Below are 23,071 nucleotides of genomic sequence, written 5' to 3' on the forward strand. Positions count from 1 at the left end.
CTGGAAAAAGCGCGCGCGCTATTTACCCAAAGTTTTTAATTCATAATTATTCATAACGTGCTTGCGGCAAACTGACGCTAGGGATGTCCTGCATAACCCTCGCGAGTCGGTGATAGTGCGGATCGGGATGGGCCACAAGGCATCTTTTTGCAGCCAATAGCCGGGCTATTGGCAAGAAAAGCAACACAGTGGACTGCCCGAGGCCGCGCTATCACAGACCGCAGGGAGTTATGCAGGACATCCCTAGCCCTCCCCTTATCCGTCGCCACGGCGCTTATCCGCCATACCGCTTGCACAAGCGCCTGCTCGAACGGCCATTACCCGTGGCATCAGCCCTGGTTGTAGTCGCGCACCAGTTGTTCGAAATCTGCAGCAGGGATGGGCTTGCTCAGCAGGTAGCCCTGCCAGCTGTGGCAATGGTTTCGGGCCAGGAAGGCACGCTGCGCCTCAGTCTCCACGCCCTCTGCAATCACGCCCAACCCCAGGCTGTTGGCCAGTGCCACCACCGTACGGGCAATCGCGGCGTCATTGGGGTCCGTCAGCACGTCGCGCACAAAGCTCTGGTCGATTTTGAGCTGGGTCAGCGGCAACCGCTTCAGGTAGGCCAGCGAGGAATAGCCGGTGCCGAAATCATCCAGCGAGAAGCCCACCCCGTAACTGCGCAGCGTGGCCATCTTGGCAACGGTGTCTTCCACGTCGGCCAGCAGCAAACCTTCCGTCATCTCCAACTTGAGGTGACTGCCTTCTGCCCCCGTTCGGGCCAAGGCGGCCAGCACCTGCGGCACAAAGCCGCTTTGGTGAAACTGACGAGGGCTGACGTTCACCGCCAGGGTCAGCCCCGCCAGATCGGGCTGCTGCGCCCACAGCGCCAGCCGCTCGCAAGCGGCTTGCAGCGCCCATTCACCGATGGGCAGGATCAGGCCCGACTCCTCCGCCAGCGGGATGAACTGGGCGGGCGACACAAAGCCATCACGCGGATGCCGCCAGCGCAACAGGGCTTCGGCGCCGGTAATGCGGCCGTTGTCCACCTGGGGCTGGTAGTACAGCTCAAACTGCCCTTGCGCCAGGCCTGCGCGCATGTCCAGCTCCAGCGCCGCCCGTTCACTGACGGCGGCCTGCATCTGGGGGTCATAAAAGCGCAGGGTATCCCGGCCAGCGGACTTGGCCTGGTACATGGCCAAATCCGCCCGTTTGAGCAACTCATCCACCGTCTCACGCATACCGCTGAAGATGGTGATGCCCACGCTGAGCGAGCTGTGGTGCGTTTCGCCATCCAGCGTGTAGGGCTCGCGCAGTGCCAGCAGAATTTTCTGCGCGGCCTCTTCTGCGCGCGCGGCAGCTTCCTCGCGGGTATCGCCCAGGTCTTCCAGCACCACCACAAACTCGTCCCCGCCCTGGCGGGCCACGGTGTCGTCCTCGTGCACGCAGGCGCGCAGGCGGTGCGATACCTGCAGCAGCAACGTGTCTCCCCGGTCGTGGCCCTGGGTTTCGTTCAGGGTCTTGAAGTTGTCCAGATCAAGCAGCAGCAAGGCACCACTGCGCTGATGCCGGGCACTGGTGGCCAGGGCCTGTTGAAGGCGATCCATCAGCAGGCGCCGGTTGGGCAGGCGCGTGAGCGGGTCGTAGAAGGCGAGGTAACGAATCTCCTCTTCAGCGGCTTTGCGCTGGCTCAGGTCCACCATGGTCAGCAGGTGGTCGTCCCCCACCAGCACGCCTGCAATCTCGACCGTGCGCTGCTGTCCATCCCGGCATTGGATGGAATATTCAGCTGCCTGGATGACACCACCCGACTTGTGCGCCTGCGTCAACGCACTGCTCCAGGCCGCACGGTGGCGGGCACGCAGCTCGACGTCAGGGTAGGCCTTCAGCCACCATTGTTCTGCCGTGGAGATGTCTTCCTCGGTGTAACCGCAGATCTCCACAAATCGCTCGTTGCGAAAACTCATGCGCCCATCGCGCTGCACCAGGCACAGGCCCAGCGGCAAGCGCTGCAGGATGTTCAGCAGCCGCTGCTCGTTGCCGCGCAGCGTTTCTTCCATCTGCTTGCGCGCGGTGATGTCTTGCACCATGGCGATGTGATAGTCGGGGTCACTGCCCTGCGACCACATGGGTGTCACCGTCAGGTCCACCCACACTTCGCGCCCGTCTTTGTGGAAATAGCGCTTCTCGATACGGAACTCTGCGATGTCCCCAGCCCTGAGCCGCTCCATTTGCGCGAACCCCGCAGGCTGGTCGTCAGGGTGGCTGATTTCGCGCAAGCTGCGGCCCTCAAGCTCTGCGGGCGAGTATCCGATGATGTCGCAGTACCGCTGGTTGATGCGCTGGATGATCCCTGTGTGGGAATCGACTTGGGCCACACCCACGGCGGCCTGGTTGAACAAGGCGCGAAAACGCTCCTCGCTTTGGCGGCGGGCGTTGTCCGATGCTTTGGCCTGGACCAAGGCGATGGTGCGCTGGCGCACCAGCATGGCGGTCAGCAACCCGAGCAGCACAGAAACGATGCCCCCGGCCGCGCCCGCCACCCAGGGAAGCCGCTGTTCTGAGGGCGACAGCAGGGACTGGGTGGGCAGAAAAGTCAGTCGCCACAGGCGGCTGTGCACTTCCAGCTCTCTGGTCAAAGGCCGAGCACCCGCAAGCGCCTCAGCGGTGGGCGCCAGCAACGAGCGGCTGGTGCCCTCTTGCGCCGGCACACGCACAGAACCGGCATCTTCAATCGCCACCGACAGCCCCTGCAGGTAGCCCTGCGACTGCAAAGCGCGAACCATGTCATACACCCGGAGCGTGACCGCGACCGCCCCGAGAAACGGACGCTGCGCCGCATTGCCTGGCTGTGGCGCGCCAAACACCGGAATGCGAATGACAAAGCCCGTACGATGGTCGCGCTCTTGAATCAGGTCGAAGGGGGCGGACGCCACCGGACGGCCGCTGTCCCGGCTGAAATGCATGGAGGCCAGGTTGGCGGGCTGGGCGCTGATGTCCAGCCCCAGCATCTCGGCATCGCTGCGCATCGGCCAGATGTAGTGCACGACGAAATACTCGTCCCGCTCGCCCGCGGGGCGGATCGCAAATGAGGCTCTGTGCGCGGGCGCCAGGGATGGATCGTTGCGAACCGACTCTTCGTAGGCGGCCTTGTCCTCGCGCGACACGCGCTTGGTGAAGGCCAGATTGCGCACGCCGGGATAGCGCCGCACCGCGTCCAGTTCCGTCACCACCCGATCAAAGTCAGCGCGCCCCAGCGATGGATTCAAGGAAAAAAGGCTGTGCAAGCCGAACACGATCTCGGTGTTGGCTGCCACGCGCTGACCCAGCGCGTCTGTGAACGCCTTGGCCTCTTGAGTAAAGCGCGTCTGCTCGATGATTCCCACAGACTCACGTTGCTGAAGCACCGCCCAATAGCTGACGATGAAGCCCATCACCGCAACGGCGCAGCCCGCCAACCAGGGGCGATAACGGCCGTGCGATAGAAGGGACACCATGGAGAACCGTGCGGGGGGAATATTGATCTGGGTGATTGGACAAGTCTGGCCTGTACGCCCTCACCCGTCAAAGCGGGCATCTACCCATTCTGCTGGATCCCAAGGTAGCTGGGGCGGCGCATAAAATACGATCAAATAGACCTCCAGCCATTATTCAGAAAGCGCCAGCAGCTATCAAAAACATAGCGAAGGATATTTTTTGAAAATATTGATGTGGCGTATCTTTTTTCACAACAGGTGTGAGTTGCACTCACGGAAGGTATTCCACCGGCAAAATGGGGCGTCATTTCCTGGATAACCCGGCAGGCAATGGATGGACTCCACTGTGGCGGCTTGCAGCCAGTGAGCAAGACGGGAAATCGCCAATGCAAAGAATATCGGCCCAGAACGTAGTGGATCTCCTGCTCGACGCAGTCTGTATCGTCGATGCCAACAGCCAGGTGGTCTACGTGAGCCCGGCATTTGAACGCATTTTTGGGTACACCCCCGAAGAGGCCGTGGGTCTGAAGATGTTCGATCTCGTCCACCCCGCAGACCGCCAGGCCACCGAGCAACAGGCGGACCGCGTCATGGAAGGCAGCTTGCAGCTGCAGTTTGAAAATCGCTACATCCGCAAAGATGGTGCGTTGGTGGACATCCTCTGGACGGCACGGTGGCTCCCCGACAGCCAACTGCGCCTGGCAGTCGCCCACGACATCACCCGGCGCAAGCGCACGGAGTCGATGCACGCCACGATGTATGCCATTTCCGCTGCGGCGCACGCAGCTTCCAGCTTGCCTGTGCTTTTGGAGCGCATCCATCACATCCTTGCTGCCCGCATCAACACCCTCGGGTTTTCTGTGGCGCTGACCACCCCACAGGGTGGATTTCACCGGGTGTACGACGCACGCGGTACAGCCCCCGCCCCACAAGCGCTGGATGCCGAGGCATCCGAAACGGCTTGGTACCAGCAGGTTCTGGAACAAGGCACGTCGCTGCTCCAGCCTCTGCCAGCGCCCGCATCCGGCGGCCCGGAGACCCCTCGCCATTACTGGCTGGGAGTCCCCCTGCCCTCAGGCGACCGCCCCCTGGGCGTGTTGGCGTTGCGAGGACTGTCCACACGAGAGAGCCCTGTCGAGGCGGCCCAGGCATTGCTTGAGTTCGTCGCTCCTCAAGTTGCGATGGTGGTCGAACGCATTCAACTGCATGAGCGCCTGCACCGCATGGCACAGTTCGACCAGCTCACCGGCCTGCCCAACCGGGCGCTGTTCTATGACCGGCTCAAGATTGCTGTCGCGCGGGCCCACCGCGAGGAGACGCAGCTTGCCTTGCTCTTCATCGACCTGGACCGCTTCAAGGAAGTGAACGACACCCTGGGGCACGCGATGGGCGACCTGCTGCTTCAAGGCGTTGCCAAACGCCTGATGGACTGCGTACGCGGCTGCGACACGGTGGCACGGCTCGGTGGCGATGAATTCGTGGTGCTGCTGGAGGGGATTCGCCTGGGCGAATCCCCACAACCCATGGCGCAGAAAATGCTGGCGGCGTTTTCGCAGCCTTTTGACCTGCATGGCACCACACTGCGCATTCAGCCCAGCATTGGCATTGCGCTGTACCCCGATCATGGAATGCATGAAAGCGCCTTGCTCAGCCGGGCCGACGAGGCGATGTACGTAGCCAAGCGTAGCGGGGGCAACCAATCGTTTTTGCACCCAGGCAACCTAGGTGAACGCCATGGCGCCTCGCCGCTGAGCTGAAGCACGGATTGCCTCCTGCTCGGCTGGGTACCTCGTGGATTTCCTGCTGCCCGCTGGGGCCATCGTTCATGTTCGAGCGCCCATGGCCTAAATTCCGCCGTGCCAGCCGCCCCTTCACCATGGCATCGCCAGGAACCACCATGCTTGACTCCCTTCTCCAACTCATCCACGTTCTGGCCTCCATGGTCTGGCTGGGTGGAATGTTCTTTGCCCATTTCTGCCTGCGGCCTGCCGCCCAGCAGCTGGAGCCCCCCGTGCGCATCGGACTGCTGTGCGGTGTGCTGCAGCGCTTCTTTACGGCAGTGACTGTGGCCATCGCCGCCCTGCTGGCGTCAGGTATCTGGATGCTGGGCCGCACAGCGCGGCAGGTGGTTCAATCGGGCGGCCAGTTTGCCCTGCCATTGGACTGGGCCTTGATGGTCGCCATTGGCTTGGTGATGACGGGCATTTTTGGCTACATCCGGCTGGTGCTTTTCAAACAGCTCGTTCTTGCGAATGAGGCAGGCAACTGGCCTGAGGCAGGCCGCTGGATGGCGAAGATCAAAACTTGGGTGGCCACCAATCTGGGGCTCGGCATCGCCATCGTGGCATTGGTGACCCTGCTGTAGTGCCGTGCTGGCGGCGTTTGGGCCGCCTTCGTACAAGACGCTGAGGCCCGGCTCACCGCCAGCAGGTGTCAGGCAGAATGGGGCGATCTCCTCACGCAAGGCTCCCCGTGCAATTTGGCTACACCATCATCTACGTGCCCGACGTGGCCGCATCCCTCGCCTTTTTCGAGCGTGCCTTTGGATTTTCTCCTCGGTTTTTGCATGAGTCGGGCACCTATGGCGAGCTGGACACAGGCGCCACCACCCTCGCCTTCGCTGACCACGCCCTGGGCCACGCCAATTTTCCAGGCGGTCATGTGGCAGCGCACTCGTCAGATAAGCCTCTGGGCATGGAAATCGCGCTGGTCACCCCCGATGTTCCCGCTGCCCACAAACAAGCGTTGCGCCACGGTGCCACAGAGCTGTCAGCTCCGGCGGCCCGGCCCTGGGGTCAAACCGTGTCGTATGTCCGGTGCCCTGACGGTACGTTGGTGGAGCTCTGCACACCAATCCTGGCTGGCTAGGGTGCGGGCCCTCGCTGCCCATTGAACCAACCCACACGCTGCTAAAAACCACTGTATCCCCCTGCGCAGAGGGGCGATAACGTGGCATCCTCCTGATCTATGGGAATTCACTTGGAACCAGCCGCCACGGCCACTCGGCCTCAAGAAGCCGACCGCCCTGGCCATGCACCAGCGGGCCGCAGACATCCTTCACGCACCAAAGGCCTGCAGGCCATGGTTATCGGCTTCATCGCCATGGCACTGATGGTGACGGGCGCCTTGATAGGCCTGGCCCTCTACACCAAATGGCAAGATGCCTTGGTCGCCCAGGAACGCCAAAGCGCCAACCTGGCCCGTGTGCTGCAAGAGCAAACGCTGCGGGTTCTGCATCCCATCGACCAAGCCACGCTGCGCATGCGCGATGCTGTGGCCAACGGCAGCCTCCAGCCCTCAGACTTCACTCGGCTGGCCAATGAAACCGGGCTGGTGCCAGACATCCTGACCCAGTTGTCACTGGTCGGAGCAGATGGCCGGTTCGTGGCCAGCAATCTGGACCCTGATGGCCAAAAAACCGGCCCCGTGGATCTCTCGGAGCGCGAGCACATCCAGATCCACCTCGAGCCTGGGCGCAACCCCGACCTGCGCAAACAGCTCACGCGCAATGGCCTGTTTGTCGGCAAACCCGTGCTGGGCAAAGTCTCGGGTAAATGGACACTCCAGCTGTCACGCCCGATCGTTTCCCCAAAGGGCCACTTACACGGGGTCGTGGTGGCCTCCGTCAACCCCGATTACTTCGAAACGGTGTTCAGCGATGTGGACTTGGGCCCCGGCGGAGCTGTAACGCTGTTGGGTGATGACAACACCTTGCGCGCACGTGTCTCTGGAGGTCAAGCCACCGGCATGGGCCAGGTGCTCAAGCTGGCCAGTGACCACCCTCTCCTGGACGTCAACAAACCCGAAGGCACCTACACCCGCGTGAGCGAAGTGGACAACATGGAAAGAATCACCGCGTTTCGGCGCGTGCCCGGATACCCGCTCAACATGCTGGTCTCCAACACGACCGAGGCCGCGCTGGAGGAATGGCGCGGCATGCGCAACGTCACCCTGGTGGTGGCCCTGTTGCTGGGGGTTGCCATCGTGGCCAGTGGCGTGGGCTTTCTGCGCGGCGTTCGCCGACTTGAGGAGTCGCACGCTGCATTGGCGGTGAGCGAAGCACAAGCCCAATCCGCCAGCCAGGCCAAAAGCGAATTCATGGCCGCCGTATCGCATGAGCTGCGCACACCACTGACCAGCATTCGCGGTTTCGCGGAACTGATGGAGCTGCGGCTCAAAGAACCCTCTTTTCGCGAAGCTGCCACGCTCATTCGCCAGGCGGCAGACCATCTCAATACGCTTTTGACCGAGATCCTGGACCTTGCCAAAGTCGAGGCGGGAGCCATGCCCATCGTGCTCGCACCCCACCCTGTTCGCGAACTTGTACAAAACACCGCCGATTTCTTTGCCATCTCAGCGGCACAGAAAGGGCTGGCACTGGCCGTTTCGGTCCCCGACGAAACCCCGGAAATGCTCGTTTGCGACGGCCTGCGGCTCAAGCAGATTCTGAACAACTTGCTGTCCAATGCGCTCAAGTTCACCGAGCAAGGCGAAGTTCGGCTGGAGGTGGAGCCGCAAGGCGCGCAACTGCGCTTCCACGTGATCGACACCGGCCCCGGAATCCCGGAACATTTGCACGAGCTGATTTTTGAGAAATTCCGCCAGGGCAGTGCACAGGTCAGCAGTGAACATGGCGGCACGGGCCTGGGGCTGGCACTGTCCCGGGCTCTGGCAGAGCTGATGCAAGGGGAATTGTCGGTGTCTTCGGTGCCCGGTGAAGGTGCCCGATTCACGCTGACTTTGCCATGCACTACGCCGTAACCCCATTGAAGGAACCAATACCCCCCTGGCTGTCTGAAATGGAAAAGCCTCAGGGGTTTGTACTGGCGGGCATACGCTTCACGATCGTGAAGGCATCGGATCGTCAGGAAGCAAGCCTAGATTCACGAAGCGACCTGCGTAAAGGCGCGTTTAGGAAGCAATGAGAGCGGCGACATTCCGTCCTCGTCTTTTTGCAGTTTTTTTGGCCCATAAAAAAAGCCAGCACATACGCTGGCTTTCCCCACCTAGGAATACACGCAACATCGCTGTTGCGTTTGGCTCATTAGAAGCGCCAGCCGAGACCCACGCCCACCAGAACGGGATCCACCTTGAAGGTGCCGATCTTGGCGCCAGCGAGGCTGACGTCGGTCTTGATGAAGACCTTCTTCACGTCCAGATTCAGGTACAGGTTCTTTTGCAGAGGGATGTCCACGCCGACTTGCAGCGCAGCACCAAAGCTGTTGCGGTCGATATCCACACCGGCAGGCAGCTTCACGCTGGAGAAGTGGGTGTAGTTGATACCAGCGCCCACATAGGGCTTGAAGCCGGCGGCGTTGAAGTGGTACTGCACCAGCAGCGAAGGAGGCAGGTGCTTGAGCGTACCGATCTTGCCACCCAGAACGCTAGAGCTCAGATCGTGCTTTTGGGGCACAGTCAAAACCAGCTCAGCAGCGATGTTGGGGGTGAAGAAGTACGACACATCGACTTCAGGAATCACCTTGTCGTTCACCGACAGACCCAAACCAGTGCTGTCTTTGTTGGCGCTATCCAGGTTCACGGCGCGGGCACGCACGAGCCAAGGGCCTTCGGCTTGCTGCGCAAACGCAGCGCCAGAAGTCAGTGCGCAAAGAACGGCCACGGCCAGCAGGTTTTTCTTCATACAGAACTCAATGCAGTTGAACGGGGACGACCCCCGTGCATGTATTGGGCCTGTTAGCGAAATGGTCAACCTTGCTGCAGGTCAAATAGTCCGTGTTTACCCGCAAGGTCATCACCGCCGCGCATGAGGCCGTGGGTTCTACGCATCCAGGACGTTTCAGTGGGCGCTGCTGCCTCTGAGGCGCTGAATGAACGTCACGGCAACCAATACCAGCGCACCTACAGCCAAGCCAAAGATCGCATTGAGGCCGTTTGGTACGACCACGGACCACAAAGAGCCTGCCGGCCATGCGGTTGCAGAAGCAGCCCAAGCCTCCACCGCATGATGAACGACCGGGATGCCGTGCACCAAAATACCGCCCCCCACCAGGAACATCGCCGCAGTGCCAGCCACCGACAGGCCTTTCATCAACCAGGGGGCGGCCCACAAAATGCCCCGGCCCAGCGCCTGCGCAAAGCTGCTGCCCTTGCGATGGAGCCACAGGCCCAGGTCATCCAGCTTGACGATGCCAGCTACCAAGCCATACACCCCCAGCGTCATGATGAGCGCAATGCCGCTGAGAACAGCCAGTTGCTGGGCAAAAGGCGCCGTTGCAACGGTGCCCAGGGTGATCGCGATGATCTCGGCGGAGAGGATGAAGTCCGTGCGCACCGCGCCTTTGATCTTTTCCTTTTCAAAGGCCACCATGTCCACGGCGGGATCGGAATTGGCTTTCAACAGACTCTCTTGCTCGGTCTCTGCTGCCTGAGGGTGCAAAAATTTGTGGGCCAGTTTTTCTGTGCCTTCAAAGCACAGAAACGCGCCGCCTACCATCAGCAAGGGGGTCACCGCCCAGGGGGCAAATGCGCTGATTAGCAGCGCCGCAGGCACCAGAATCACCTTGTTGATCAACGAGCCCTTGGCCACTGCCCACACGACCGGAATCTCTCGCTCGGCGCGCACACCGGTCACCTGCTGGGCATTGAGCGCAAGGTCATCCCCCAACACACCCGCCGTTTTCTGGGCCGCCACCTTGGTCATGACGGATACGTCATCCGCCATGGCCGCACTCTTCTTGGCTGCCACCTTGGTGATGAGGGCCACATCGTCGAGGATCGTGGCAATGTCGTCGAGCAGGGCAAGCAGGCTGCCAGCGGCCATGGGAAATCCTTGGAAATGGTGAAGAGCGCCGACTATAGCAACGCGCCCAGACGTTGCTGTGCCAGACAAGGCCGCAACAACAACGGGGCCGAAGCCCCGTTCAAAGTCACCCCACCGCAAACAAGCACATCCGTGCAACTTCAAGCTTCACGGCGCGCAGCGCCTGCGACCATCCGCCATAAGCGCGCGGCCACAGCGCCAGGGCAGCCGCCCAAGGGCCGCCCCGCAGCGGTGGCTGCGTCTCCCTTCCGAATAGCGCCAGCGATCAAGGAGAAGGGGGAAGGCGCAAAGCGCCTTGGGGGGGGATGCCTCTGCTACCCCACCCACTTGCGCGCATTGCGCCAGATGCGCATCCAGCCGCTGTACTGCGACTGGTCTTCGCTGGTCCAGCTCATCTGCACGTTGCGGAACACACGCTCGGGGTGCGGCATCATGGCTGTGAAGCGGCCGTCCGCCGTGGTCACTGCCGTGAGGCCACCGGCGCTGCCGTTGGGGTTGAACGGGTACTGCTCGGTCGCGCGGCCGTGGTTGTCCACGTAGCGCATCGCGGCAATGGCCTTCTCGGCGTTGCCCCGGTACTTGAAATTGGCATAGCCCTCGCCGTGCGCCACCGCAATCGGCAGGCGGCTGCCCGCCATGCCTTGCAGGAACAGGCTGGGGGATTCGAGCACCTCCACCAGCGACAGGCGGGCCTCGAAGCGCTCGCTCTGGTTGGTGGTGAAGCGCGGCCAGTCTTGTGCGCCGGGGATGATGTCGGCCAGCTCGGCAAACATCTGGCAGCCGTTGCACACGCCCAGGCCAAACGTATCCGTGCGACCAAAGAAGCCCTGGAACTGCGCCGCCAGCACCGGATTGAAGGTGATGGACCGCGCCCAGCCGATGCCCGCGCCCAGCGTGTCGCCGTAGCTGAAGCCGCCACAGGCGACCACGCCCTTGAAGTCTTCGAGCTTGACGCGGCCGGTCTGCAGATCGGTCATGTGCACGTCGAAGGCTTCGAAGCCCGCCTCGGTGAAGGCGTAGGCCATTTCGATGTGCGAGTTCACGCCCTGCTCGCGCAGGATGGCAACCTTGGGTTTGGCAAGGTTGAGGTATGGCGCGGCCACGTTGTCGGCCGCATCGAACGTGAGGTGCACATGCAAACCTGGGTCGGTGGGCTCGCCCGCGGCTGCGTGTTCGCCGTCGGCATTGGCGGGGTTGTCGCGCTGCTGGCAGATCTTCCAGCTCACCGCGTCCCACACCTGGTGCAAGTCCGCCAGCGGCGCGCTGAACACGGCCTTGGCATCGCGCCAGACCTGCAATTCGCCCTTGCCTGCGTCGATTTCGGACGACACCGGACGCGTCTTGCCCACAAAGTGGCTGAACTTGGACAGGCCGTGCTCGCGCAGCGTCTGCATCACGTCGTTACGCTCGGCGGTGCGCACTTGCAGCAGCACACCCAACTCTTCGTTGAACAGGGCCTTCAGGGTGAGTTCTTCTCGGCGGGCACTGACCTGGCCCGCCCAGTTTTTGGCGTCGCCCGTGTCCATGCGGCTGTCGCTCACGCCATCGCCTTCGGTCACTAGTAGATCCACATTCAGCGCCACGCCCACATGGCCCGCAAAGGCCATTTCCGCAGCGGCCGCCAGCAGGCCGCCATCGCTGCGGTCGTGGTAGGCCAGGATCTGGCCCTTGGCGCGCAGTGCGTTCACGGCGTTGACGAGGTTGACCAGGTCTTTCGGGTCGTCCACATCGGGCACCACGTCACCGCTTTGGTCCAGCGTCTGGCCCAAAATGCTGCCGCCCATGCGGTTCTGGCCCTTGCCCAGGTCGATCAGCACCAGCGTGGTGTCGGCCTCGGTGGCGTTGAGCTGGGGCGTGAGCGTGCCGCGCACGTCGGACAGCGAGGCAAACGCACTCACGATCAGGCTGACAGGCGACGTGACTTTTTTCTTGTCCGAACCTTCGCTCCACTGCGTGCGCATGGACAGGCTGTCCTTGCCCACGGGGATGGACACGCCCAGCGCGGGGCACAACTCCATGCCCACGGCCTTCACGGTTTCGTACAGCGCGGCATCTTCGCCGGGGTCGCCACAGGCTGCCATCCAGTTGGCGCTGAGCTTCACACGCGGCAGCTCGATGGGCGCGGCCAGCAGGTTGGTGATGGCCTCGGCCACCGCCATACGGCCCGATGCGGGTGCGTTGATGGCGGCCAGCGGCGTGCGCTCGCCCATGCTCATGGCCTCACCCGCGAAGCCCTTGTAATCGGCCAGCGTCACAGCGCAATCGGCCACGGGCACTTGCCAGGGGCCGACCATCTGGTCGCGGTGGCTCAGGCCACCCACCGTGCGGTCACCGATGGTGATGAGGAAGCGCTTGGACGCCACCGTGGGGTGGGCCAGCACGTCGATGACGGCTTTTTGCAGCGGCACGCCGGTCAAGTCCATGGGCGCGAATTCGCGCACCACGGTCTTCACATCGCGGTGCATCTTGGGCGGCTTGCCCAGCAGCACGTTCATGGGCATGTCCACGGGCAGCTTCTGGTCGTCGGCCGTGGCGGCGGGGTCGTGCAGCACCAGCTGGCGTTCTTCCGTGGCGGTACCGATCACGGCAAACGGGCAGCGCTCGCGTTCGCAGAAGGCTTTGAACTGCCCCAGCGACTCGGGCGCAATCGCCAACACGTAGCGCTCTTGCGACTCGTTGCTCCAGATTTCCTTCGGGCTCATGCCGGACTCTTCAAGCTGCACGGCGCGCAGGTCAAAACGCGCGCCCCGGCCTGCGTCGTTGGTCAGCTCGGGGAAGGCGTTGGACAGACCGCCCGCGCCCACGTCGTGGATCGCCAGGATGGGGTTGTTGCTGCCCTGCGCCCAGCAGTGGTTGATGACCTCTTGCGCACGGCGCTCGATCTCGGGGTTGCCACGCTGCACCGAGTCAAAGTCCAGCTCGGCCGCATTGGTGCCGGTGGCCATGGAGCTGGCGGCGCTGCCGCCCATGCCGATGCGCATGCCGGGCCCACCCAGCTGGATCAGCAGCGAGCCGGCAGGGAATTCAATTTTCTTCGTCAACTCGGCATCGATCACACCCACGCCGCCCGCAATCATGATGGGCTTGTGGTAACCGCGCTGCACGCCGCCAACTTCCTGCTCGTATTCGCGGAAGTAGCCGTTCAGGTTGGGACGGCCGAACTCGTTGTTGAACGCCGCGCCGCCCAGCGGGCCTTCGACCATGATCTGCAGCGGGCTGGCAATGTGCTCAGGCTTGCCCACGGTGCTGCCCCAGAGCTTGGAAACCGTGAAGCCCGTGAGGCCCGCCTTGGGCTTGGAGCCGCGGCCCGTGGCGCCTTCGTCGCGAATCTCGCCGCCTGCACCCGTGGAGGCGCCGGGGAAGGGAGAGATGGCCGTGGGGTGGTTGTGCGTTTCCACCTTCATCAGCACATGCTGCATTGCGCTACTTTTTTGATAGCTGCTTGCGCTTGATCCATCAGCGCCAGAGGCCATTTTTGCCACAAATCGCTCGACTTGGTGGCCTTCCATGATCGACGCGTTGTCAGAGTACGCCACCACCGTGTGCTGGGGTGCCAGCTGGTGGGTGTTGCGGATCATGCCGAACAGGCTCTTGTCCTGCGCCACACCGTCAATGGTGAATTCGGCGTTGAAGATCTTGTGGCGGCAGTGTTCGCTGTTGGCCTGGGCGAACATCATCAGTTCCACATCGGTGGGGTTGCGCTTGAGGCCGTTGAAGGCGTTGACGAGGTAGTCGATCTCGTCATCGGCCAAAGCCAAGCCAAAGCGGGTGTTTGCAGCTTCCAGCGCAGCGCGGCCCCCAGCCAGCACGTCCACATGCTCCATCGGCGCGGGCTGCAATTCGGTGAACAGGGCTGCAGCAGCGCTGCGGTCAGCCACCACCGATTCGGTCATGCGGTCATGCAGCAGCGCAGCCACTTGCGCCATTTGTTCGGCGGTCAGCTCTGGGGCCTTGCCCAGCAGACCTGCCTTGAGAGTGATGCGGTATTCCGTGATTCGCTCGACCCGGCGGATGGCAATGCCGCAGTTGCGCGCAATGTCGGTCGCCTTCGAGGCCCAGGGCGACAAGGTGCCCAGGCGAGGCGTGACCACGATGGCCGCACCGTCTTGCGGCCCGGCGTAGGGGTCGCCATAGGTCAACAGGGCCGCCAGCCGCTCTTGTTCGGCAGCCGACGGGGGTGCATCCGTCACCACCAGGTGAACAAACCGCGCCGCAATGGCGGTGATCTTGGGGTGGATGGCCTCCAAGGCGGGCTGAAGTTGCTGAGCGCGGAAGTTGCTGAGGGCGTTACCGCCCGCCAGCGTGGTGATGTGCAAGGTCACGGTAGCGGCCTGTTGGGGTGTGAGGGGTGGGGATGCTTCGCAGGCTGGCCGGTGGCGGCCGCCATGAAGCCCGCCATTTTACCGGGCATGTGAGGCGCCTACGCGCCACCCGGAGCCCAATGGGATAATTCAGGCCATGACCATCAACATCAAAAGCGCCGAAGACATCGAAGCCATGCGGCACGCCTGCCGTTTGGCCTCGGAAGTGCTGGACTACATCGCCCCCCACATCAAGCCCGGCATCACCACCAAAGAGATCGACCGCCTGGGCGCGGAGTGCATGGCCCAGCAGGGCACCATCTCCGCCACCGTGGGCTACCAGCCCCCTGGCTACCCACCCTACCCTGCGTCGCTGTGCACGTCGGTCAACCACGTGGTGTGCCACGGCATTCCCAACGACAAGCCCCTGAAAAAGGGCGACATCGTGAACGTGGACGTGACCGTCATCACCAAGGACGGCTGGTACGGCGACAACAGCCGCATGTACCTGATTGGCGAGTGCTCGATTGCAGCCAAACGCCTGTCGGCAGTGACTTTTGAAGCCATGTGGCACGGCATCCTGCAGGTCAAGCCAGGCGCCCGGCTCGGAGACATTGGCCACGCCATTCAAAAGTTTGCCGAAGGGCACGGCTTCTCGGTGGTGCGCGAGTTCTGCGGACACGGCATCGGCCAGAAATTCCACGAGGAACCCCAGGTTTTGCACTACGGCCGCCCCGGCACGTTGGAAGAGCTGCAACCCGGCATGGTGTTCACCATCGAGCCCATGATCAACGCAGGCAAACGCGATGTGAAGAACCATGGCAACGACGGCTGGACCATCGTCACCAAGGACCACAGCCTCTCTGCCCAGTGGGAACACACCGTGCTGGTCACCCCCACGGGCTACGAGGTGATGACGTTGTCGGCGGGGTCTCCGCCACTGCCTAGTTTTGTGACTGCCACGCGCACCTGACATCAGCGGCAAGAGGCCTGCGCACGACTTTTGCTTTGCAGTCAGGGCGTGCGCAAACTGAAACCGCGAGCCGGGTTGGCGCACCACTGTCGCACTGTCCAGCTCCGGTTCTTGCCCCTCTTCCTTCCAAGCCCTGCCCCATGACCGAAATCCAGTCGCTGCGTGCCGCCTATCGCCAAGAAAAAGCCGCCGTCATGGGGGGCATGGCAGCCTCTGTAGCCTCCACCCGGGGCATTCACAAAGTGCTGCGCAAGCTGTCTTCATTGACCGACGGTTTGCTGCACACACTGTGGCAGCGCGCAGAAATGCCTTCTGGCTGTGCGTTGGTGGCGGTGGGCGGATATGGCCGGGCACAGCTTTTTCCGTTCTCTGACGTGGACGTGCTGCTGCTGCTGCCAGAAGGCACGCAGCTGGACACAGACAGCGCACTGAGCCGGCGCATTGAGGGCTTCATCGGTAGCTGCTGGGATGCGGGGCTTGAAATCGGTTCCAGCGTGCGCACCACCTCAGAATGCCTGGCCGAAAGCGCGGCCGATGTGACGGTTCAAACCTCGCTGCTGGAGGCTCGCCTCATCTGCGGGAATGCGGTGCTGTTTGCACACTTCCAGGGCCAGTACCAGGCGCAAATGGATCCCAAGGCCTTCCTGGTCGGCAAGACGCTGGAGATGCGCCAGCGCCACACCAAGTACGACAACACGCCTTACGCGCTGGAACCCAACTGCAAGGAGTCACCCGGCGGCTTGCGAGACCTGCAACTCATCCTATGGGTTGCCAAGGCTGCAGGATTGGGCGGCAGCTGGAAAGAACTGGCCGCCAGTGGCATGGCCACCCCGTTTGAGGTGCGACAGATCGAGCGCAACGAAGCCCTGCTCTGCCTGATACGGGCGCGCCTGCACCAGGCGGCGGGACGCCACGAAGACCGCCTCGTGTTCGACCTGCAAACCACGGTGGCGGAATCGTTTGGCTACCGCTCGCAAGCACCAGATGGCTCGCGTCTGCCGATGCGCGCCAGCGAAACCCTGATGCGCCGCTACTACTGGGCGGCCAAGGCGGTGTCCCAGCTCAGCCAGATCCTGCTGCTCAACATTGAAGAGCGGCTGAACCCATCGACCCACGAACCACGCCCGATCAACGAGCGGTTTTTTGAAAAAGCCGGCCTCATTGAAGTGGCCAGCGACGATCTGTACCAGAAAGACCCGCACGCGATTCTGGAAACTTTTTTGCTCTACCAGACCTCGGTGGGCTTGAAAAACCTGTCTGCGCGCACCTTGCGAGCGCTGTACAACGCCCGTTCGGTGATGGATGCCGCCTTCCGGCGCGATCCGGTCAACCGCCAAACCTTCATGCGCATCCTTCAGCAGCCGTCGGGCATCACCCATGCCATGCGGCTCATGAACCAGACTTCTGTACTGGGTCGCTACCTCTGGGTGTTCCGCGGCATCGTGGGGCAAATGCAGCATGACCTGTTCCATGTCTACACCGTGGATCAGCACATCCTGATGGTGCTGCGCAACATGCGGCGCTTTTTCATGGCAGAACATGCGCATGAATACCCGTTCTGCTCCCACCTGGCGGCGGGCTGGGACAAGCCCTGGATTCTCTACATTGCGGCGCTGTTCCACGATATCGGCAAAGGCCGAGGGGGCGATCACTCCCACATCGGCGCGAAAGAAGTCCGGCGCTTCTGCCGTCAGCATGGCGTTGACGCGGAGGACACACAGCTCATCGAATTCCTGGTCAGCGAGCATTTGACAATGAGCCGGGTCGCGCAAAAGCAAGACCTCAGTGACCCCGAGGTGATCTCTGCCTTTGCTCAGCGGGTTCGCAATGAGCGCTATCTGACCGCCCTCTATCTGCTCACCGTGGCAGACATCCGCGGCACCAGTCCCAAGGTCTGGAATGCATGGAAAGGCAAGCTGCTGGAAGACCTGTACCGTTCCACCCTCCGAACCCTGGGCGGCCGCGCACCAGATGCTGCGGCCGAAATCGAGGCCCGCAAGCGCGAAGCGCTCGTGCAGCTGGCCCTCAACGCCCTTCCGTTCGAAGCCCACAAAGCCCTGTGGGAAACATTGGACGTGAGCTATTTCATGCGGCACGAGGCCGCAGACATTGCGTGGCATACGCGCCACCTGTCACGTCACGTCGGCACCACCAAACCTATCGTGCGCGCCCGCCAATCGCTGGCAGGAGAAGGCCTGCAGGTACTGGTTTACGCACCCGATCAGCCCGACCTGTTTGCACGCATCTGCGGTTACTTCGACCGTGCAGGTTTCAGCATTCTGGATGCCAGGGTACATACCGCCAACAACCACTACGCGCTGGATTCATTCCAGGTCGTGGCGTCATCGCAGCCAGGCCATTACCGAGAGCTGACGCATATGGTCGAAAGCGACTTGGTCCGTGCCATTGAAGCAGGCGGCCCCCTGCCCGAGCCCGCCCGAAAAAGGGTGTCGCGGCGAGTGAAGAGCTTTCCCATAGCCCCCCGGGTGTCGCTACAGCCAGACGAGAAAGCGCAGCGATGGCTCCTCGGTATTTCCGCCAGCGACCGGGCCGGCTTGCTGTATCTGGTGGCGCGCATCCTTGCGCAGCACCATCTGAGCGTGCAACTCGCAAAAGTCAGCACACTGGGAGAGCGGGTGGAAGACACCTTCTTGCTGCAGGGCTCAGAGCTGCAAAACAACGCGCGGCAAATCCAGATCGAAACCGAGTTGCTGCAGGCGCTCTCTGAGTAGTCGAGCGCAAAAGGCTGCAAGTCCCATCGCGCGGGTTGTGTGCGGCAGCTACTGATTACAGCGTTTCGCCTTCTTCAAAGGGATTTCAAGCCTTTTCGGCCTCTAGCCCTTGTACAGAAAGCGCCAGCCGCTCATATTTTGATAGTGATGCGTCGCTTCGGTGTGCAGCAAGAATGCCCTGGCTCAAAAAGCTTGCAGCCCAGACGGGCACAGCAAATAGCATCTGCTAGTGTAGCGTCTCAAAAATAGATAGAACTATTTTGACCGGTGTTGGTCGAATCAGCTTCCTTATAGGAGACTACGCTGATGGCCCACCCTGGACGCCCCGCCACGAAGCTGCAGATCACCGATGCCGAGCGCGCAGAGCTGCATGCGCGACTGCGCGTACGCAAAGCGCCCGAGGACGAGAAGCTGCGCATGAGAATCGTGCTGGGCTGCGCAGATGGGGAGTCGGGCACCATGATTGCCCAACGCTTGGGCACGACGGTGCAAACTGTCTCCAAGTGGCGGCGGCGCTACCGGGCGTATCGTCTGGCGGGTTTGACCGATGCCCCGCGCGCTGGCCGCCCGCGCAGTGTGGGCGACGAGCAGGTTCAGCTCATTGTGGACAAGGTTCGCCAGAGCAAGCCTGACAACGCCACGCACTGGAGCGTGCGCCAGATGAGTCGGCACGCTGGCGTATCGCCCGCGACGGTGCAGCGCATCTGGCATGCCTTTGGGCTGAAGCCGCACCTGCAAGAAACCTTCAAGCTATCGACGGATCCCCATTTCGTGGACAAGGTACGGGATGTGGTGGGGCTGTATATGGCACCACCCGATCGCGCCTTGGTGCTGTGCGTGGACGAGAAGAGCCAGATCCAGGCTCTGGATCGCACCCAACCAGGGTTACCACTGACGTTTGGCAAACCCAGCACGCGCACGCACGATTACAAGCGCCATGGCACAACGTCGCTGTTTGCAGCGCTGGATGTAGCCACTGGCAAAGTCATAGGACAGCTCAAGCGCCGTCACCGCAGTGTGGAATTCCTGCAGTTCCTCAAAGCCATCGATGCAGCGGTGCCTGGCGAACAAGACATCCACCTAATCATGGACAACTACGGCACGCACAAGACGCAGGCAGTGCGGGCCTGGCTAGCAGCCCATCCTCGCTACCACGTTCACTTCACGCCCACCTCAGCGTCCTGGCTCAATCTGGTCGAGCGTTTCTTTAGCCAGATCAGCGAGCAGTGGATCAAGCGCAGCGCCCACACCAGCGTTGCTCAGCTGGAGCAATCCATACGGGAATACATTGATCGTCACAACGAGGATCCCAAGCCGTTCGTGTGGCATAAAAGTGCGGACACCATCTTGGCATCTGTGGCGCGGGCAGCGAGTACCATTATTTGATGATTACTTTTGAGACACCACACTAGTGTCCTGAGTTAAAAATTCATTGAATTATTTTCCCTGATGGCAATCATTCGTGTAGGGTGTTACACGACGAGGTGGCCATGAGCGGAAGACCAAAGACTCCATTGGTGTTGAGCGCAACGGAGCGAGAGCAATTGATTGCGTTGGCCAAGCGCCGTAAGACCGCGCAGGCCTTGGCCCTGCGCGCGCGCATCGTGCTCGCGTGCGCTGAGGGCCTGGACAACAAGGTGGTGGCAGCGCGCCAGCGGGTCACGCAGCAGACGGTTTCCAAGTGGCGGGGCCGTTTTGTTGAACTGCGCTTGGAGGGTTTGCTGGATGCGCCGCGCCCTGGCGCTCCGCGCACGATTGAAGATGAGCGCGTCGATGCAGTGATCGCCAAGACGCTGGAGTCTGTGCCAGTTGGCGCGACTCACTGGAGTAGCCGCACCATGGCCCGCGCAATGGGCATGTCACAGACGGCTGTGAGTCGAATCTGGCGGGCTTTCGGTTTGCAGCCGCACCGCCAGGAGACGTTCAAACTCTCCAGTGATCCGTTTTTTGTCGAAAAGGTCCGCGACATTGTCGGCCTGTACATGGACCCGCCACTCAAGGCGATGGTGTTGTGCGTGGATGAGAAGAGTCAAATACAGGCATTGGACCGCACACAGCCGATCTTGCCGCTGATGCCGGGCATCCCTGAGCGCAGAACCCACGAGTACATGCGCCATGGAACGACGACGCTGTTTGCGGCACTGGACATTGCCACGGGCCAAGTGATTGGAGAGTTACACCGGCGCCATCGCAGCACGGAGTTTTTGCAGTTCCTGCGCTCCATTGAAGCGAATGTGCCAGCCCAGTTGGATGTGCATTTGGTGATGGACAACTACGGCACGCACAAGACCCCTGCGGTCAAGGCATGGTTTGCAAGACATCCCAGGTTCCACGTGCACTTCACGCCAACCTCCGCGTCCTGGCTCAATCAGGTGGAGCGTTGGTTTGCAACCCTGACCGAGAAGTGCATCCGTCGCGGCACACACCGATCGACAAGACAGCTTGAGCAGGCAATCCACCAATACCTGGAGTTGAACAATTCAGATCCCAAACCGTTCGCGTGGGTCAAGTCTGCCGATGACATCCTGGCGAGTATCGAGAGATTTTGTCTGCGAATTTCTAACTCAGGACACTAGGGATGTCCTGCATAACCCTCGCGAGTCGGGTGGTAGTGCGGATCGGGATAGGCTGCAAGGCGTCTTTTTGCAGCCAATAGCCGGGCTATTGGCAAGAAAAGCAACGCAGCGGACAGCCCGAGGCCGCGCTATCACGGACCGCAGGGAGTTATGCAGATGGCATGGACGTCTCCACCTACACCGCCGTCGGCCTGTTACCCGATACAAGGTGGGGCCTGGCGGTAACGGCATCAAAGTGCCAAAGTGGAAGTTCGTCGCAACCACCTTTGAACCGGAGGCCCCACCATGCAATTTGCTGCAACGCTGCCAGTCATCGGAATGGATATTGCCAAGCACGTGTTCCAGCTGCACGTCGTGGATGCCGAGACAGGCGAGGTCACCCGGCACAAGCTCAGGCGTGATCGAGTAACCACCTTCTTTGCCAATCGTCAGAAGTCGCTCGTCGCGATGGAGGCTTGTGGCGGTGCGCACCACTGGGCCAGAACGCTGCAGACACTGGGACATGAGGTCAAGCTGCTGCCCGCCAAGCATGTTCGTGCCTTTGTGCTGCGCGACAAGACTGACGCCCGTGATGCCCAGGCCATCTGGGTAGCGGCCCAGCAACCTCACATCAAGGCCGTACCTGTCAAGAACGAGCAGCAGCAAGCCTGTCTGACACTGCACCGCATGCGCGCTCAGCTCATGAAGGTGCGCATCATGCAAACCAACGCGCTGCGCGGGTTGCTCTACGAGTTCGGAATCGTGCTGCCTGAGGGGCACCGGGCATTAATCAAGATCGTTCAGGACGCACTGGCCAAAGCCCAGGAACAGCGGCTGCCAGAAGTGGTGGTCGTCAGCATTCAGGATCAACTGCGTCGTATCGACAGCCTGCAGTGCGATATCGATCAGCTGGACAAACGGCTGGCCTCGATGGTCAAGCAAAACCAGCACATGCTGGCACTGCAAGCCATACCGGGCATCGGTCCGTTGACGGCGACAGCCTTGGTATCTACTGCAACCGACCTGTCCAGCTTCGAGTCCGGCAGGCAATTCGCTGCCTGGTTGGGTCTGACGCCCCGACAGACTGGCACCGGAGGGAAGACCCGGCAGTTGGGGATCTCCAAACGCGGAGACCCTTATGTGAGGACCATGCTGATGCATGGCGCTCGCGCCGTGATTGCCAGGAGTCAGCGAAGCGGCTGGATCGAGAGACTGTTACTGCGCCGCCCATACAGCGTGGTGGTCGCGGCGCTGGCCAACAAGCTGGCCCGAACAGTCTGGGCAGTCCTGGTCAAAGGCAAGGCCTTTGACCAGATGAAGTGGAATCCGGTCGAGCTCGCCGCAGCCTGAGACCACCACAATGAACTGAGAACACCAAACGCCAGGAAACCGTTTTGAAGGAGAGCACGCAAGAAGCTTGTGTGATGGGTCAACAGGTTAAACCGGGGTGGGGGCAATCCGATAGGGATACAGGGCATCAAGCCCGATGTGCAGACAGGAGCCTCACCCGCGAATGCCATCAGGGCCAGCAGGACGAACACCCTGCACCGACAGGCCGTATGTAAGACTGCAAACCCTTCAGACCTTCACGCCGCCCAATCTTGCTCTTCTGGAGACGTCCATGTAAGGACATCCCTAGTCGTCTGCGTCCGCGCGATCCAAGCCAGGAAACAAGACGTCGGTATATCCAAACTGGGTGAAATCTTTGACTCGCATGGGGTACAGCTTTCCCCAAAGGTGGTCGCACTCGTGCTGCACCACCCGTGCATGAAAACCTTCGGCTTCGCGATCAATCGGATCACCGTAGGGATCAAACCCCGTGTACCGAATGCGCGTCCAGCGCGGCACCTTGCCCCTCAGACCCGGAACAGACAGGCAACCCTCCCAATCATCTTCTTGCTCAACTCCCAGCGGAGTGATCACTGGATTGACCAAGACCGTCCTGGGCACCAATGGCCGATCAGGGTAACGGGGATTGGCGCTCTCTGAACCAAACACCACCACCTGCAGGTCTACTCCGATTTGTGGTGCCGCCAGCCCTGCGCCATTCGCAGCACGCATCGTCTCCCACAAATCACGCACCAGCAAATGCAGTGCATCCGTATCAAACTCGGTGACCTCTTTCGCCGTGCGAAGCAAGCGAGGGTCTCCCATTTTCAGAATGGTATGTAGGGTCATGGTGAAGAAATCTTCTGAAACGGCCAATCAATAAGACCGGGAAACCTGGCGGTGATTCAGGCGAGAGCAGCAACTCGCATGACCGCATTTTGCTTG

At 61.6% G+C, this 23,071-nt stretch carries 14 protein-coding genes; 9 read left to right on the forward strand and 5 right to left on the reverse strand.

Annotated elements, in window-relative coordinates; genetic code table 11:
• Positions 1–329 precede the first annotated feature (329 nt).
• Positions 330–3,476 (reverse strand): bifunctional diguanylate cyclase/phosphodiesterase, encoded by a 3,147-nt coding sequence (locus tag PQV96_RS10065; RefSeq protein WP_273625164.1) that lies wholly within the window; start codon positions 3,474–3,476, stop codon positions 330–332.
• 365 nt (positions 3,477–3,841) lie between these two features.
• On the opposite strand from PQV96_RS10065, the gene PQV96_RS10070 reads away from it, so the two are divergent.
• From PQV96_RS10070 to PQV96_RS10085, 4 genes are all read left to right on the forward strand, one after another.
• Complete coding sequence (locus tag PQV96_RS10070; RefSeq protein WP_273625165.1) at positions 3,842–5,212, forward strand: sensor domain-containing protein; 1,371 nt, start codon at positions 3,842–3,844, stop codon at positions 5,210–5,212.
• Positions 5,213–5,352: 140 nt separating this feature from the next.
• On the forward strand, positions 5,353–5,820 hold the full coding sequence (locus tag PQV96_RS10075) for a CopD family protein (RefSeq protein ID WP_273625166.1): 468 nt from the start codon (positions 5,353–5,355) through the stop codon (positions 5,818–5,820).
• 107 nt (positions 5,821–5,927) lie between these two features.
• On the forward strand, positions 5,928–6,323 hold the full coding sequence (locus tag PQV96_RS10080; RefSeq protein ID WP_273625167.1) for a VOC family protein: 396 nt from the start codon (positions 5,928–5,930) through the stop codon (positions 6,321–6,323).
• A 213-nt stretch (positions 6,324–6,536) separates the two neighbouring features.
• Positions 6,537–8,216, forward strand: a complete 1,680-nt coding sequence (locus tag PQV96_RS10085; RefSeq protein WP_420482206.1) for a sensor histidine kinase — start codon at positions 6,537–6,539, stop codon at positions 8,214–8,216.
• Between the two features lie 283 nt (positions 8,217–8,499).
• Here PQV96_RS10085 and PQV96_RS10090 read toward each other — a convergent pair whose 3' ends face one another.
• From PQV96_RS10090 to purL, 3 genes are all read right to left on the reverse strand, one after another.
• The gene (locus PQV96_RS10090) at positions 8,500–9,096 is read right to left on the reverse strand and encodes an OmpW/AlkL family protein (protein WP_273625169.1); all 597 of its coding nucleotides are present in this window, start codon (positions 9,094–9,096) and stop codon (positions 8,500–8,502) included.
• A 156-nt stretch (positions 9,097–9,252) separates the two neighbouring features.
• Complete coding sequence (locus PQV96_RS10095; RefSeq protein ID WP_273625170.1) at positions 9,253–10,236, reverse strand: DUF808 domain-containing protein; 984 nt, start codon at positions 10,234–10,236, stop codon at positions 9,253–9,255.
• 314 nt (positions 10,237–10,550) lie between these two features.
• Positions 10,551–14,558, reverse strand: coding sequence for a phosphoribosylformylglycinamidine synthase (gene purL, locus PQV96_RS10100; RefSeq protein WP_273625171.1), 4,008 nt, complete (start codon positions 14,556–14,558; stop codon positions 10,551–10,553).
• Between the two features lie 136 nt (positions 14,559–14,694).
• On the opposite strand from purL, the gene map reads away from it, so the two are divergent.
• The 5 genes from map to PQV96_RS10125 all read left to right on the forward strand — a co-directional run bounded on the left by map (position 14,695) and on the right by PQV96_RS10125 (position 22,147).
• The gene (map, locus tag PQV96_RS10105) at positions 14,695–15,510 is read left to right on the forward strand and encodes a type I methionyl aminopeptidase (RefSeq protein WP_044399680.1); all 816 of its coding nucleotides are present in this window, start codon (positions 14,695–14,697) and stop codon (positions 15,508–15,510) included.
• A 140-nt stretch (positions 15,511–15,650) separates the two neighbouring features.
• Positions 15,651–18,242 carry a [protein-PII] uridylyltransferase gene (locus PQV96_RS10110; protein WP_207374722.1) on the forward strand — a complete coding sequence of 864 codons (2,592 nt, stop codon included), beginning with the start codon at positions 15,651–15,653 and terminating at the stop codon, positions 18,240–18,242.
• 306 nt (positions 18,243–18,548) lie between these two features.
• Positions 18,549–19,628, forward strand: coding sequence for an IS630 family transposase (locus tag PQV96_RS10115; protein ID WP_005801445.1), 1,080 nt, complete (start codon positions 18,549–18,551; stop codon positions 19,626–19,628).
• 104 nt (positions 19,629–19,732) lie between these two features.
• Positions 19,733–20,818 carry an IS630 family transposase gene (locus PQV96_RS10120; protein WP_207375751.1) on the forward strand — a complete coding sequence of 362 codons (1,086 nt, stop codon included), beginning with the start codon at positions 19,733–19,735 and terminating at the stop codon, positions 20,816–20,818.
• A gap of 285 nt (positions 20,819–21,103) precedes the next feature.
• A complete protein-coding gene (locus PQV96_RS10125; RefSeq protein ID WP_273625172.1) occupies positions 21,104–22,147 on the forward strand; it encodes an IS110 family RNA-guided transposase in 1,044 nt (347 codons plus the stop codon).
• A gap of 285 nt (positions 22,148–22,432) precedes the next feature.
• Here the strand turns inward: PQV96_RS10125 and def are convergent, their stop codons facing one another.
• Positions 22,433–22,975 carry a peptide deformylase gene (gene def / locus PQV96_RS10130; RefSeq protein WP_207375566.1) on the reverse strand — a complete coding sequence of 181 codons (543 nt, stop codon included), beginning with the start codon at positions 22,973–22,975 and terminating at the stop codon, positions 22,433–22,435.
• Between the last annotated feature and the right edge of the window lie 96 nt (positions 22,976–23,071).

Origin of the sequence: Acidovorax temperans (assembly GCF_028596105.1) — a bacterium.
GTDB lineage: Bacteria > Pseudomonadota > Gammaproteobacteria > Burkholderiales > Burkholderiaceae_C > Acidovorax > Acidovorax temperans.